The organism is Rhodoferax sp. SPJ21, from assembly GCF_058216335.1.
This window is the reverse complement of the sequence record NZ_JBYZMO010000005.1, coordinates 99,787-113,441: the sequence shown is the minus strand read 5'-3', so window position 1 is coordinate 113,441 and position 13,655 is coordinate 99,787. Positions and strand designations below refer to the sequence as shown.

Sequence of the window (13,655 nt, the reverse complement as noted above, 5' to 3'; positions counted from 1 at the left end):
CACTTGCACCAGAGGGCCAAATCAATCGCAAAAAAAGCACTACACAGCCTCCCAGGTCGTGCCGCTGGCGGAATCCTTGAGGGCAATGCCCTGGGCCAGCAGTTCCTGGCGAATGCGGTCGGCTTCTGCGAAATTGCGGGCGACTTTGGCCTCTGCGCGCTGAACAATCAACGCCTTAATGGCGGCATCGTCCAGGCCGGCACCGGCCTGCAAAAAGGCCTTGGCGCTGCCTTGCAGCAAGCCCAGGGTAGCACCCAAGGCCTTCAAAAGACCGGCTTGCGCAGGCGACTGGGTGCGATTCACGTCGGATGCCAGGTCAAACAGCACTGCCAGGGCTTCCGGCGTGCCAAAGTCTTCGTCCATGGCGGCCTGGAAACGGGCGGCAAACGGCTGGGTCCAGTCGATCTGCGCGGGCACTTCGGGCTCGACCAGGCTGAGTGCGGTATACAGGCGCTTCAGGGCCGTGCGTGCGTCGTCCAGATGCGCATCGCTGTAGTTCAACGGGCTGCGGTAATGGGTTCGCACCAGGAAGAAGCGCAGGGTTTCCGCGTCGTACTTCTGCAGCACGTCGCGGATGGTAAAGAAGTTACCCAGGCTCTTGGACATCTTCTCGTTGTCCACCCGCACAAAACCGTTGTGCACCCAGAAGCGCGCCAGCGGCTTGCCGGATGCGCCTTCGCTTTGGGCGATTTCATTCTCATGGTGCGGAAACTGCAGGTCGGCACCGCCGCCGTGGATATCGAAGCTTTCACCCAGCGTCTGGCAAGACATAGCCGAGCATTCGATATGCCAGCCGGGGCGGCCGGGGCCGAAGTCGCTGTTCCATTTGGCATCTGCGGGCTCGGTGGGTTTGGCGGCTTTCCACAGCACGAAGTCCAGCGGATCTTCCTTGCCATCCAGTACCGCCACGCGTTCACCTGCATGCAGCTCGTCAAGCGACTTGCCGGACAACTTGCCATAGCCAGGGAATTTGCGCACGGCGTAGTTCACGTCACCCTGCGGCGTGCGGTAGGCCAGGCCTTTTTGTTCCAGCATGCCGATCAGCTTGAGCATCTGCGGCACGTATTCCGTCGCGCGTGGTTCGATGCTGGGCGGCTCTATGCCGAGCAGGCCGATGTCCTGGTGCATGGCCAGGGTCATCTCGTCGGTCAGGGCTCGGATGGTGATGCCGCGCTGCACGGCGCGGGCGATGATCTTGTCATCGATGTCGGTGATGTTGCGCACATAGGTGACGCGCAAGCCGCTCGCCTTCAGCCAGCGCTGCACCACGTCAAACGCCATCATCATGCGGGCATGGCCGATGTGGCACAGATCGTAAATCGTCATGCCGCATACATACATGCGCACATGGCCTGGCTCGATCGGCGAAAACTCTTCCGTGGCACGCGAAAGCGTGTTGTATATGCGCAAACTCATGGAATCTTGGGTTGGCGCAGGACGCATGAAGGTCCTGCGGGCTTTTCACTGGGTAACACTGGACAAGGGAGGCAGCTTGAAATCCGCGCCTGGGTGGGGGCAGATCCGTTATTGCAAAACCCCTGGGCTACAATCTTCCGAGTATATAGCCCTCGTTTGGGCCTGTCTTTGCATGCTTTTCAAGAGGCCCTATGCTGCACCCAAAGTTCCGTTTTTCTACTGTGCTACGCGTGCTGGCTGCTGGCGCCCTGGTGGCGACTTCGGCGGCCTATGCGGATGACTACAGCGATGTGAACCAGCTGCTGCGCACCGGCAAGCTGACAGAGGCCCAGGCCAAGGTGGACCTGTACCTGGCAGTCAAGCCACGGGATCCGCAAATGCGCTTCTTGAAGTCATCTGTGCAAAGTGCTTCTGGGCACCCCGCTGAAGCAATAACCACCCTGACAGAGCTCACACAAGAGTTCCCCGAACTGCCTGAGCCCTATAACAACCTGGCCGTGCTGTATGCCGGACAGAACGATTTCGACAAGGCCCGCACGGCCCTGGAAATGGCCGTCCGCATCAACCCGAACTACGCCACCGCCCACGAAAATCTGGGCGACATCTACGCCAAATTGGCGAGCCAGTCCTACAGCAAGTCATTGCAGCTGAACGCCAGCAACCCACAAGCCTCCAAAAAAGTTGCTTTGCTGAAAGATGTGCTGACACCCGCAGCCGCACCCAAAACAAAGTAACCCCGCGGTCCCAGCTGTAGCCTTCAAAGGCTTCCGTCCCCCTTTTGCATAGCATTTCTACATGATGGTTTTTTCTACTTCCAAGCGCGCCTGGCTGGCTTCCAGCGCCATCTGGGCTTGCGCCCTGGCCGCCCCCACTTTCGCGGCAGATGCACCCCGGGTCAAATTTGCCACGTCGGCCGGCGACTTCGTGGTCGAGGTTTACCCCGACAAAGCACCCAAGACCGTAGCGAACTTCCTGCAATACGTGCAAGGCAAGCATTACGACGGCACCATCTTCCACCGTGTGATTGACGGCTTCATGGTCCAGGGCGGGGGCTTTACCCCCGACTTGCAGCAAAAGCCCACCCGTCCGCCGATTCCGCTGGAAGCCAATAACGGCCTGAAGAACGACCGCGGCACGATTGCCATGGCGCGTACCGGCAACCCCAATTCGGCCACCGCCCAGTTTTTCATCAATGTCAAAGACAATAGCAATCTGAACGCCCCCCAGCCAGACGGCTACGGCTATGCGGTGTTCGGCAAGGTGGTGTCGGGTATGGACGTGATCGACAAGATCCGCACCAGCGCCACCGCGAGCAAGGGGCCATTCCAGGACGTGCCCGTGACCACCATCAGCATCCGATCAGCGACCCCTCTCTAACTTTCCCGCCCGGGTTCAAGACAGCCCGGGACTACGAAAGCTCTTTCAACCTCCATAAGGAAAACCTGCCATGAGCAACCCCAAAGTCGAACTCCATATTGCCAACCGTGGCGTCATCACCCTTGAACTGGACCAGGAAAAGGCCCCTAAGTCGGTCGCCAATTTCCTGGCCTATGTGGCCAAGGGCCACTACAACAACACCGTGTTCCACCGCGTGATTCCTGGTTTCATGGTCCAGGGCGGCGGCTTTGAACCCGGCATGAAGCAAAAGGGTACCGACGCACCGATCGACAACGAAGCCAATAACGGCCTGAAGAACGACAACTACACCGTTGCCATGGCCCGCACCAGCGACCCACACTCAGCTACTGCCCAGTTCTTCATCAACGTGGCCAACAACGGCTTCCTGAACCACACCGCCATCTCCAGCTCCGGCTGGGGCTATGCCGTGTTCGGCAAAGTGGTGTCCGGCGCCGAAGTCGTGGACGCCATCAAGGCAGTGAAGACCGGTAACCGCGGCGGCCACGGCGATGTGCCCGTGGAAGACGTGGTCATCGAAAAAGCCGTCGCGCTGTAAAGACGGCATGGCGCCGACCTCCATCGCGCCAGCCTCGACCGTGCCCCCGGTGGCGGAGCTGCTAGCTCCTGCCCACTGGCGCACGGTCGATTGCATTTCAGACTTGCATTTGCAGGCCGCTGAGCCGGCCACATTTGCTGCGTGGCAGCGCTATATGGCAAGCACCACGGCCGACGCCGTCTTCATCCTGGGCGACTTGTTTGAAGTATGGGTAGGTGACGACGGTGTGGAAGCAGACCCGACAGGGTTTGATGCGACCTGCCTCCAGGTGCTGCAGGCAGCCGCCCAACAGCGCCCAATTTTCTTTATGCATGGCAACCGGGACTTTCTGTTTGGGCTGCGGGCTGCTAGCGCCGGCCAACTCACTCTGCTGGACGACCCGACGGTTTTACAGTTCGCCGGGAACCGCTGGCTACTCAGCCATGGCGATGCCTTGTGCCTGGACGACGTAGATTACCTGCAGTTCCGAGCACTAGTACGCAGTCCCGCCTGGCAAAGCAATTTCCTGGCACAGCCTCTGACGCAACGCCAGCACATCGCCCGCAACATCCGCAGCCAGAGTGAAAGCCGCAAACATAACGGCGCGGTCTACGCAGACGTGGATGGCCCGGCAGTCTGCCAGTGGCTTGCTGCCGCACGTGCCTCGGTGTTAGTACACGGCCATACCCACCGCCCAGCGCAACATGCGCTGGGCGTAGGCTTGGAACGCTGGGTGCTAAGCGACTGGGATACGGCCGCCACACCCCCGCGTGGCGATGCCCTGCGTATTTCAGCCAATGGACTGGAACGCATCCAGATCGCCTGAGGGCGTACTGCTTACAACGATCCATCCCGGATTTTGCCGCGCAGTGCCTTGGTGCTGGAACGCAGGCCCTTGCCCTCTAGTCGGCGTTGCTGCGAGCCATAAGTCGGCTTAGTTGCACGACGTACGCGGGGGGCCAACGCCACGGTCTCGACCAGAGCCTGCAAGCGTTGCAGGCCCTCGACCCGGTTCTGCTCCTGGCTTCGGTACTGTTGGGCTTTGATCACCACCACCCCCAGTTGGGTAATGCGGGCATCACGCAATGCCAGCAGTCGCTCCTTTACGTCCTCGGGCAATGAGGACGCACGCACATCAAAGCGCAGATGCACCGCACTCGACACCTTGTTGACGTTCTGCCCGCCTGCCCCCTGGGCGCGGATGGCCGTGATTTCAACCTCCGCCGGATCGATAGCCAGGGGACGGAAATGCATCACGGCCCCGTCAGCTGGACGGCCCCGGATACCGTCACCTGCACGGTGCTGCGACCGGCCTCGGTTGGCACCGGCATATCTGCTTCCATCAATTTGGCACTCATGGCCATGGGGCGCATGCGGGGCGTGGGGCCGGTGTCATTGGTGTTCACAGAAACCTCGCGCAGGCTATAGCCGCTAAAACCAAAACCTTTGGCAATGTCCTGGGCTTTGGACTTGAACTGCTCTATGGCCAGCAACTGGGCATCACCCTCTACTTGCGCACGCTGGCTGCGGCTGAGGCTGAACGCCACATTCGACATGGTCAACGTATTGATCTTGCCGGCGGTGCTGGCGATGCGGCTGAAGTCTCGCCCCTCCAGCACTAACTCGGTCGTACCCACCCAGCCCTGGATTTTTCCGTCTTTGCCATAGCGTGGCGACAGACTGAAATTTCCCGTGTGCAAGTCCAGTTGACCGGCTTTGGCATATTTCTTAGCCTCGGCCAATGCGCTATCCAATGCAGTTTTCAGCTGGTTTTGCAAAATGACTGCGTCGGCGCCATCGCGGCTGGTGGCCAGCACCACGGTCAGCCAATCCTGCTGAACCTCAACCGCTCCACTGGCAGATAACTGCACCACATTGCGCAGCGGGGCCGCGCTAGTGGACTCTTGAGAAAATGCCGAGCTAGCGCATATAGCTATTACGCTTGAAGCTATTATTTTAGTAGCAATTAACGGAATTTTTTGCATTGTTTCCTTGGGGGTTGGACATCGAAGATCGGGTCGAAAAACACAACCCATTTTTGGTGAAAATGCCACAAAACCGGGCCGCCAAGGGCTTGCAAAAGTTGTAACAGTCTGTCAAAAGCCGCCGTTGGCCAGGATTTTCCGTTGTTACACACTGCAGAATCCAGCCTTGTTACACATTTCAGTACACGGACTATGAACCAGACTGCCAGCCGACCCGACAAGATCTTGGTTGTCGATGACGACTCCCGAATTCGCGATTTGCTGCGCCGCTACTTGGTGCAAGAAGGCTTTGAAGTCATGTTGGCCGAAGACGGCAAGGCATTGAGTCGCATCATGCTGCGCGATACAGCCGATCTGATAGTGCTGGATCTGATGATGCCCGGCGAAGACGGTTTGAGCATTTGCCGCCGCCTGCGCGCCAGCAATGACCGCACGCCCATCATCATGCTGACCGCCAAGGGCGAAGACATTGACCGCATCGTCGGCCTGGAAGTAGGTGCCGACGACTATCTGGGCAAACCGTTCAACCCGCGCGAGCTGCTGGCCCGCATCCACGCTGTGTTGCGCCGCCGCCCGACCAAAGAGGCGCCCGGAGCTCCATCGATAGACAACGAAATCATCAACTTCGGTCCGTTTGCATTCGACCTGGGGTCCCGCACCTTGAACCGCAACGGTGAAGAACTACCGCTCACCACCGGCGAATTCGCCATGCTCAAAGCCCTGGTACGCCACCCGCGCCAGCCACTGTCACGTGAAAAGCTGGCATTGCTTGCAAGAGGCCGTGAATTCGAGCCTTTCGATCGCAGTCTTGACGTGCAGGTGTCACGCTTACGCAAATTGGTGGAAGTGGATGCTGCGGCTCCCCGCTTCATCCAGACCGTATGGGGCGTGGGCTATGTATTCGTACCCGATGGTGCGGGTTGATCCATTTTGAGAAAAGCTCCACGGACCAGCCAGGCTTCCAGCTACCACGCTGGCGGGTCCAATCAGATTGATGCCAGTGCTCCTGCGCCTCTAGAAGCACGTAATAAGAAGTCGCACCTGTCGCGGCAGATGGTGGTCGTCAGCCTGTTCTGGCGTACCTTCTTTTTGTTGGCGGCGCTTCTCATGGGCAGCATGCTCGCTTGGCTGATGACCCTGCGGGCGCTCGACTTTGCGCCACGTGCCATCCAGGCAGCGCAGCAGATCGCCTCACAAGTCAACCTCAGCCGAGCAGCGTTGATGCATACCGACCCCATAGCCCGGGTCTCGTTGATTAAGGCCATGGCCGAACAAGAAGGTTTACGCATTCTGCCGCGTGAGCCGACCGACCAGTTCCAACCATTTGACCATGACAGCCTGAGCGAGCGCATTGCACAGGAGCTAAAAAACCTGCTTGGCCCGGCGACCGTTGTGGCGCGCAGCGTCAACGGAGTCGAGGGCCTGTGGATTGGCTTTCAAATCAATGGTGACCCCAACTGGTTGCAGCTGGACCGTGAACGCTTCAATCCCGCCAGTAACAAAACCTGGGTGATCTGGCTGTTGACCATCGGAGGCCTGTCACTGGCTGGCGCAGCTCTGATTGCCCGCCTTATCAACCGACCGTTGAAGCAGCTGTCGTTCGCCACCAGCCGCGTACGTGAAGGTGACTTTGACGCCAGCCACCTGGATGAACGCGGCGTGACCGGTGAAATCCGCGAGGTGAATATCGGTTTCAACCGCATGGCGCAAAAACTGGCCAAGATCGAACAGGACCGTGTTGTCATGCTGGCTGGCATATCGCACGACCTGCGCACGCCGCTGGCACGATTACGCCTGGAAACCGAAATGAGCGTGGGCGACTACGATGCCCGTGAACACATGGTGGCCGACATCGAGCAACTGGATGCCATCATCGATAAATTCCTGGATTACGCGCGGCCCGACCATGTGGAACTAAAAACGGTGTCGCTGAATGCGGTCATCGAGTCCAGTCTGTATGCCGTGCGTGAATACGAGGATATGCGCATCAACCTCAATGTGGATGAGGCTTTGATGGTGCTGGCTGACGAGGTGGAGCTGACGCGTGTGATCTCCAACCTGCTGGAGAATGCACGCCGCTATGGCAAATCCGAAGGCTCAGGCATTGCCGAGGTGGACATTGCCGCCAAATCACGGGATGACTGGGTGCTGTTGAAAGTACGTGACCATGGGCAGGGGGTAAACCCAGAGCAGCTGGATAATCTTCTGAAGCCCTTCTTCCGTGGGGATGCTGCCCGCACCGCCGCCACCGGCGCCGGCCTGGGCTTGTCGATTGTGGACAAGGCCATACAGCGCATGGGCGGGGAATTTGAATTGGCGAATAGCTCGTCAGGCGGTTTGGCAGCCCACATCAAACTGCAACGGGCTAACAAGCCCCGGATGTCTTCAGTACAGTAGTGCGACGGCCCGGGCCTCGATGCTCTGCCCCAGGCCCACTGGACCCATCTTTTCGGCCGTCTTGGCCTTGATGTTGATCTGCTCTAGCGACAGGCCCAGAGCTCTGGCGATGCGCTCGCGCATGGCCGGGATGTGCGGCATCATCTTCGGAGCCTGGGCGATGATGGTGCTGTCGATATTGCCAATGCGATAACCCTTGGCCTGCACACGGCGTACTGCCTCGGCCAGCAACACCATAGAGTCGGCGCCCTTGAATTGCGGGTCGGTATCTGAAAAATGCGTCCCGATGTCTCCCAGCGCAGCGGCGCCCAGCAACGCATCGGTAATGGCATGCAGCAAGGCATCTGCATCTGAATGGCCCAGCAGCCCCATGGTGTGAGGGATTTCAACACCACCCAATATCAGCTTACGCCCTGCCACCAGGGCGTGAACGTCCCAGCCCTCTCCGATCCGAAACTGCATTAAGAACTCCTGAAAGATGAACGACTCCGCAGCACAGCCTCGGCAAGCGCAAAGTCTTCGGGGTAGGTTACTTTGAAATTCTGGGCGCTGCCAGGCACCAGCTTGGGCGCCAGGCCCAGGGCTTCGATGGCGCTGGACTCGTCTGTCACCTCAGCCCCAGCGGACTGAAGTGCATGTGACAACATCCCGATGCGAAACATCTGCGGGGTTTGGGCCAACCATTTGTCGCTGCGCGGCAAGGTGCTTGCCACACGGCCTTGGTCTTCGCTTTTTAGTGTGTCGGCCAGCTTGTGCGCCAGCAAGCCACCCACGGCATCCGATTCACAGGCATCAATCAGTGCATCGATTTGCGCCGGCGTGATAAGGCAACGCGCAGCGTCGTGTACCAGCACCCAGTCATGGCCTAAAGCTCCTTGCTCGAACAGATCGTGCAAACCATTAAAAACCGATTCGGCCCGGGTCGCGCCGCCGCAATCCGATACCACACAGGTTGAGCTTTGGTGCTCAAAAAAGTCGTCTCCCGTCGCCACCACCACCAACACGTCGGCAATCCGCGGCACGCTGGCAAAAGCAGCCAAGGTATGCATCACCATGGGCTGGCCAGCGACGGTCTGGTACTGCTTGGGGGTTGGTACGGCACCGGCTGCAAGGGCTCGGCTACCCACACCAGCGCAAGGAATCAGGGCAAAAAAACGGGGTACTGCGGGCAGGGAATCGGTAGACATTGCCTGCATTCTAAAATCAGGCACATCCACACCCCCCGCCCTCGTGCCGGGGGGTGTTTTTGCATTCCAGAATCAAACCCTATTGCAGCCCATGGAACTTCCCAAACTTACCCCTGGCAAACGCTATACCCTGCCCCGTCCCCAGGGATCGGCCGATGCGGTGCTGCTGGCGCAGTTGGCTCTGCGGGAAAAGGCCAAGGGCTCACTGACAGCCATCTTCACCTCTGACGCGGCAGATGCCCAACGGCTGATGGAGGAAATCGTTTTCTTCGCGCCAAGTCTGCGCTGCGCGATGTTTCCCGACTGGGAAACCCTGCCCTACGACACGTTTTCACCGCACCAGGACCTGATCAGCGAACGCCTGGCCACCCTGTGGCGCATAAGCCAGCGCGACAAGGACACCGGCGCCGACGTGGTCATCGTGCCGGCAACCACCGCGCTTTACCGCCTGGCGCCGCCCAGCTTCATGGCTGGCTACACCTTCCTGTTCAAGACCAAGCAAAAGTTGAATGAGGGCAAGCTCAAGGCCCAGTTGACCCTGGCCGGCTACAGCCACGTGACCCAGGTGGTCAGCCCCGGCGAATACGCAGTGCGCGGCGGCCTGATCGATCTGTTCCCCATGGGCAGTGCCGTTCCCTACCGGGTCGATTTGTTCGACGACGAGATCGACAGCATCCGCACCTTCGATCCGGACAGCCAGCGCAGCCTATACCCCGTGCCTGAAGTGCGCCTGCTACCGGGACGCGAGTTTCCCATGGACGACGACGCTCGCGCCAAGTTCCGCAGCCGCTGGCGCGAGCTGTTGGACGGCGACCCGACCAAGAGCCGGATCTACAAGGACATGGGCAACGGCGTGGCCACTGCTGGCATCGAGTACTACCTGCCGCTGTTTTTTGAAGACACGGCCACGGTGTTCGACTACATCGGTGCCGATGCCACCGTGGTACTGCATGGCGATCTGGAGCCGTCCATCCTGCGCTTCTGGCAAGACACCAAAGAGCGCTACCGCCTGGTGCAAGGCGATATCGACCGCCCGGCTCTACCACCCGAATCGCTATTCCTAGGCACCGAACAGTTCTACACGCTGACGAACCAGCACGCGCAGTTGGCCCTGCGCACGGTGGAAAGTAGCAGCGACACGGGCTTCGAAGTGCTACCAGTGTTGTCTGTGGCGCGTGGCGCCGAAGACCCGCTGATCCAGCTTAAAGCCCACATCCAGCACACGCCGCACCGGGTTTTGCTGCTAGCCGAAAGCAATGGCCGGCGCGAGAGCCTGCTGGACCTGCTGCGCGCTAGCCAGGTGAACCCGCCAGCCTTCGACTCGCTGGCAGAGTTTCAGGCTAGCAAAGAGAAGGTCGGCATCGCCACCGCCGCACTAAACAACGGCTTCAGCTGGTTAGAACAAGCAATCGACTTCGTCACCGAGACCGAGCTATTCGCCGCCAGCCCGACCACGCGCCGGCGCAAAAAGCAGGAACAGGTCAGCGACGTGGAAGCGCTGATCAAGGATCTGAGCGAGCTGACGCTGGGCGACCCGGTGGTGCATTCGGCCCACGGCATTGGCCGCTACAAAGGCTTGGTGCATCTGGATTTGGGCCAGGGCAAGAATGCCGACGGCTCACCGGTCTTGCAGGAATTTCTGTTCCTGGAGTACGCCGACAAAGCCACGCTGTACGTGCCGGTCAGCCAGCTGCAGCATATAAGCCGCTACACCGGCGTCAGTGCCGACGAGGCGCCGCTGCACCGACTTGGCTCCGGCCAGTGGGAAAAGGCCAAGCGCAAGGCCGCCGAACAGGTGCGCGATTCGGCTGCCGAGCTGCTGAACATCTACGCCCGTCGCGCGGCCCGCGAAGGCCATGCCTTTCGCTATTCGCCCAACGACTACGAGGTGTTTGCAAACGACTTCGGCTTCGAGGAAACGCCGGACCAAAAGGCTGCGATTCATGCAGTGATCCAGGACATGATCAGCCCGCGACCGATGGACAGGCTGGTCTGCGGCGACGTGGGCTTTGGCAAGACCGAGGTGGCCCTGCGTGCCGCCTTCATTGCCATCACCGGCGGCAAGCAAGTAGCGTTACTAGCACCCACCACCTTGCTGGCCGAGCAACATTACCAAACCCTGGTGGATCGCTTTGCCAAATGGCCGGTCAAGGTGGCCGAGGTATCGCGGTTCCGCTCTGGCAAGGAAATCACCGCTGCTCTCAAAGGCATAGCAGAAGGCGGCGTGGATATTGTGGTGGGCACCCATAAGCTACTGAGTGAATCAACCAAGTTCGCCAACCTGGGCTTGCTGATCATCGACGAGGAGCACCGTTTTGGCGTACGCCACAAAGAGCAGATGAAGGCGCTGCGGGCGGAAATTGACGTTCTTACATTGACCGCAACACCGATTCCACGCACCTTGGGCATGGCGCTGGAAGGCCTGCGCGACCTGAGCGTGATCGCCACCGCGCCACAGCGCCGACTAGCCATCAAGACATTTGTGCGCTCCGAAAGCAATGGCGTGATCCGCGAAGCGGTGCTGCGCGAGCTCAAGCGCGGCGGCCAGGTTTACTTTCTGCATAACGAGGTCGAGACCATCGAAAACCGCCGGCAAAAGTTGGAAGAGCTACTACCTGAGGCACGGATCGCCGTGGCCCACGGCCAAATGCCTGAGCGCCAGCTAGAAGCGGTGATGCGCGACTTCGTTGCCCAGCGCTTCAATCTTCTGCTGTGCTCGACGATCATTGAGACCGGCATCGACGTACCCAGCGCCAATACCATCGTCATGGCCCGGGCCGACAAGTTCGGCTTGGCCCAGCTGCACCAGCTACGCGGTCGTGTCGGCCGCAGCCACCACCAGGCCTACGCCTATCTGATGGTGCCGGATCTGGAAGGACTAACCAAGCAGGCCAGCCAGCGACTCGATGCGATCCAGAAGATGGAAGAACTTGGCTCGGGCTTCTACCTGGCGATGCACGATCTGGAAATCCGCGGTGCCGGCGAAGTGCTGGGCGAAAACCAGAGCGGCAACATGCTGGAAGTCGGCTTCCAGCTATACAACGAGATGCTGAACGAAGCCGTGCGCTGCCTGAAGGCCGGCATAGAGCCCGATCTGCTGAGCCCGCTCAGTGTCACGACGGAAATCAACCTACATGCCCCCGCCCTGCTGCCGAACGATTACTGCGGCGATGTGCATCTGCGCCTCAGCTTCTACAAAAAGCTGGCCACTGCCAAGACCACCGACCAAATCGACTCGCTGCTCGAAGAAATCGTCGATCGCTTCGGCAAACTCCCCGCCCAGGCGCAAACCCTGATTGATGGCCACCGTCTGCGGGTACTGGCGCGCCCTTACGGCGTGGTGAAAGTGGATGCGGCGCCCGGAGTGATCAACATCACCTTCAAGACCAACCCACCGATCGAGCCCATGCGCATCATTGAGCTGATCCAGAAGAACAAGCACATCAAGCTGGCCGGCAATGAAAAGCTGCGCATCGAACGCGAGTTGCCCGAGCCCACAGCCCGGGCGCAGATGGTGAGAGATGTTTTACGCAGCCTAGGGCAACCAACCAAGGTAGAAGCAGCCGTTTCTTAGGTCATGCGTCACATATAAAACCGACCAGAAGCCGAGATAATCAAGAGCCCATTGCCCCCTGACAGGGGCTTAACTCTCGAATGTCAGGAGCCCATATCAGCATGTCGGCCGTCAGCTCGCTTCTTCAACCTATCAGCGATGCACACCCTTGCGGTGAGGATCTCTCTTTCTCCCCTGAACTGGATGCCATTGCGCAAGCGCGCCGATTTGACGACCCCACACTGGACCAGGGTGAATGGGTCACTACGCTCAAGGAAGCCGATTGGAGTGCGGTAGTCCAACTTTGTACTTCGCTACTCTCCACCAGAAGCAAAGATCTGCGGTTGGCTGTATGGTTTACCGAGGCCAGCGCCAAAACTCGACACTTTCGAGGTTTGGGTGACGGCTTCAGCCTGATTGGCGGGCTATGCGACGGCTATTGGGATGGTGTCCATCCTCTGGCCGAAGGCGACGACCAGGACATACGGGTTGGAAACCTGAGTTGGATTCTGGCGCGTACGGTACAACTGTTTCGCGAGATACCGCTGACCGAAGGCAAAGACTCGGCGTTCTCCCTCGCTGACTTTGAATCTGCACGCACCCGTGCCATGCAGTCCGAAAAAAACGTAGCCTCAGGAGGACGCCCGGAGGAAGGCGTAAAGCTTGCCACACTGGAAGCTGCGCGGCACAAAAGTTCGCGCAAATTTTATGAGGGGCTGCTTGCCGATTCGCAGTACTGCCTGGATGCTTTACAGCAAATGGAGAAATCGGTCGATGCGCGTCTTGGCATGGATGGGCCCACCTTCTCGGCTGCGAAGAATAGCCTGGACCAAGTAATGCGCACAGTCGCCCGCTTTGCAGCCGATATCGGCATCAAATCCACCCTAAAAGAAGAAGCCGAAACCACAGAAACCGAATCGCTACCCTCTACAACAACTGTCGCCACCATGCGCAATGGTCCGATACAGAACCGGACCCAAGCCTTGGCGCAGCTGCGCGCGGTAGCGGAGTTCTTTAGACAAACCGAACCCCACAGCCCCGTTGCCTATCTGGCTGAAAAAGCCGCGCACTGGGGTGATTTGCCCCTGCACGAGTGGCTGAAAACAGTCATCAAAGACAGCGCGTCCATGGCCCATATCGAAGAGCTGCTGGGCTTACAGATGCCTCCAGCCGATGGGCACTAA

13 protein-coding genes are annotated in these 13,655 nt (G+C 59.4%); 8 read left to right on the top strand and 5 right to left on the bottom strand.

Features of this window, described 5'->3' with window-relative positions:
• Positions 1–39: 39 nt before the first annotated feature.
• A complete protein-coding gene (gene cysS / locus AC4BBN_RS21505; RefSeq protein ID WP_490594072.1) occupies positions 40–1,416 on the bottom strand; it encodes a cysteine--tRNA ligase in 1,377 nt (458 codons plus the stop codon).
• Between the two features lie 191 nt (positions 1,417–1,607).
• Between cysS and AC4BBN_RS21500 the strand changes: the two genes are divergently transcribed.
• From AC4BBN_RS21500 to AC4BBN_RS21485, 4 genes are all read left to right on the top strand, one after another.
• On the top strand, positions 1,608–2,150 hold the full coding sequence (locus AC4BBN_RS21500; protein ID WP_490594071.1) for a tetratricopeptide repeat protein: 543 nt from the start codon (positions 1,608–1,610) through the stop codon (positions 2,148–2,150).
• 61 nt (positions 2,151–2,211) lie between these two features.
• Positions 2,212–2,793: a peptidylprolyl isomerase gene (locus AC4BBN_RS21495; RefSeq protein ID WP_490594070.1), complete on the top strand. Its 582-nt coding sequence runs from the start codon at positions 2,212–2,214 to the stop codon at positions 2,791–2,793.
• 70 nt (positions 2,794–2,863) lie between these two features.
• Positions 2,864–3,370: a peptidylprolyl isomerase gene (locus AC4BBN_RS21490; protein WP_490594069.1), complete on the top strand. Its 507-nt coding sequence runs from the start codon at positions 2,864–2,866 to the stop codon at positions 3,368–3,370.
• Positions 3,371–3,377: 7 nt separating this feature from the next.
• Complete coding sequence (locus tag AC4BBN_RS21485; RefSeq protein ID WP_490594068.1) at positions 3,378–4,175, top strand: UDP-2,3-diacylglucosamine diphosphatase; 798 nt, start codon at positions 3,378–3,380, stop codon at positions 4,173–4,175.
• Positions 4,176–4,186: 11 nt separating this feature from the next.
• Here AC4BBN_RS21485 and arfB read toward each other — a convergent pair whose 3' ends face one another.
• Positions 4,187–4,603, bottom strand: a complete 417-nt coding sequence (gene arfB / locus AC4BBN_RS21480; protein WP_490594067.1) for an alternative ribosome rescue aminoacyl-tRNA hydrolase ArfB — start codon at positions 4,601–4,603, stop codon at positions 4,187–4,189.
• Complete coding sequence (locus tag AC4BBN_RS21475; protein ID WP_490594066.1) at positions 4,603–5,223, bottom strand: SIMPL domain-containing protein; 621 nt, start codon at positions 5,221–5,223, stop codon at positions 4,603–4,605. The genes arfB and AC4BBN_RS21475 overlap by 1 nt, the downstream gene beginning before the upstream one ends.
• A gap of 303 nt (positions 5,224–5,526) precedes the next feature.
• Between AC4BBN_RS21475 and ompR the strand changes: the two genes are divergently transcribed.
• Positions 5,527–6,258, top strand: a complete 732-nt coding sequence (gene ompR, locus AC4BBN_RS21470; protein WP_490594065.1) for an osmolarity response regulator transcription factor OmpR — start codon at positions 5,527–5,529, stop codon at positions 6,256–6,258.
• Positions 6,259–6,387: 129 nt separating this feature from the next.
• A complete protein-coding gene (locus AC4BBN_RS21465) occupies positions 6,388–7,731 on the top strand; it encodes an ATP-binding protein (RefSeq protein WP_490594064.1) in 1,344 nt (447 codons plus the stop codon).
• Here the strand turns inward: AC4BBN_RS21465 and ispF are convergent.
• Both ispF and ispD read right to left on the bottom strand, forming a co-directional pair.
• Positions 7,720–8,193 (bottom strand): 2-C-methyl-D-erythritol 2,4-cyclodiphosphate synthase, encoded by a 474-nt coding sequence (gene ispF, locus AC4BBN_RS21460; RefSeq protein WP_490594063.1) that lies wholly within the window; start codon positions 8,191–8,193, stop codon positions 7,720–7,722. The two genes, AC4BBN_RS21465 and ispF, sit on opposite strands and share 12 nt — an antisense overlap.
• Positions 8,193–8,927, bottom strand: coding sequence for a 2-C-methyl-D-erythritol 4-phosphate cytidylyltransferase (gene ispD / locus AC4BBN_RS21455; protein ID WP_490594176.1), 735 nt, complete (start codon positions 8,925–8,927; stop codon positions 8,193–8,195). The genes ispF and ispD overlap by 1 nt, the downstream gene beginning before the upstream one ends.
• Before the next feature lie 82 nt (positions 8,928–9,009).
• Here ispD and mfd point away from each other — a divergent pair, with 82 nt between their 5' ends.
• Both mfd and tssA read left to right on the top strand, forming a co-directional pair.
• Entirely contained in the window at positions 9,010–12,492 is a 3,483-nt protein-coding gene (gene mfd / locus AC4BBN_RS21450) for a transcription-repair coupling factor (RefSeq protein ID WP_490594062.1), read from the top strand.
• Positions 12,493–12,593: 101 nt separating this feature from the next.
• A complete protein-coding gene (gene tssA, locus AC4BBN_RS21445) occupies positions 12,594–13,655 on the top strand; it encodes a type VI secretion system protein TssA (RefSeq protein WP_490594061.1) in 1,062 nt (353 codons plus the stop codon).

What these genes read in the sequence shown, in the direction of transcription:
- AC4BBN_RS21500 (WP_490594071.1), top strand. Translation starts at nt 1,608, where the DNA reads ATGCTGCACCCAAAGTTCCGTTTTTCTACTGTGCTACGCGTGCTGGCT.
- AC4BBN_RS21495 (WP_490594070.1), top strand. Translation starts at nt 2,212, where the DNA reads ATGATGGTTTTTTCTACTTCCAAGCGCGCCTGGCTGGCTTCCAGCGCC.
- tssA (WP_490594061.1), top strand. Translation starts at nt 12,594, where the DNA reads ATGTCGGCCGTCAGCTCGCTTCTTCAACCTATCAGCGATGCACACCCT.
- ispD (WP_490594176.1), bottom strand. Translation starts at nt 8,927, where the DNA reads ATGCAGGCAATGTCTACCGATTCCCTGCCCGCAGTACCCCGTTTTTTT.
- AC4BBN_RS21490 (WP_490594069.1), top strand. Translation starts at nt 2,864, where the DNA reads ATGAGCAACCCCAAAGTCGAACTCCATATTGCCAACCGTGGCGTCATC.
- AC4BBN_RS21465 (WP_490594064.1), top strand. Translation starts at nt 6,388, where the DNA reads ATGGTGGTCGTCAGCCTGTTCTGGCGTACCTTCTTTTTGTTGGCGGCG.
- arfB (WP_490594067.1), bottom strand. Translation starts at nt 4,603, where the DNA reads ATGCATTTCCGTCCCCTGGCTATCGATCCGGCGGAGGTTGAAATCACG.
- AC4BBN_RS21485 (WP_490594068.1), top strand. Translation starts at nt 3,378, where the DNA reads ATGGCGCCGACCTCCATCGCGCCAGCCTCGACCGTGCCCCCGGTGGCG.
- ompR (WP_490594065.1), top strand. Translation starts at nt 5,527, where the DNA reads ATGAACCAGACTGCCAGCCGACCCGACAAGATCTTGGTTGTCGATGAC.
- cysS (WP_490594072.1), bottom strand. Translation starts at nt 1,416, where the DNA reads ATGAGTTTGCGCATATACAACACGCTTTCGCGTGCCACGGAAGAGTTT.
- ispF (WP_490594063.1), bottom strand. Translation starts at nt 8,193, where the DNA reads ATGCAGTTTCGGATCGGAGAGGGCTGGGACGTTCACGCCCTGGTGGCA.
- mfd (WP_490594062.1), top strand. Translation starts at nt 9,010, where the DNA reads ATGGAACTTCCCAAACTTACCCCTGGCAAACGCTATACCCTGCCCCGT.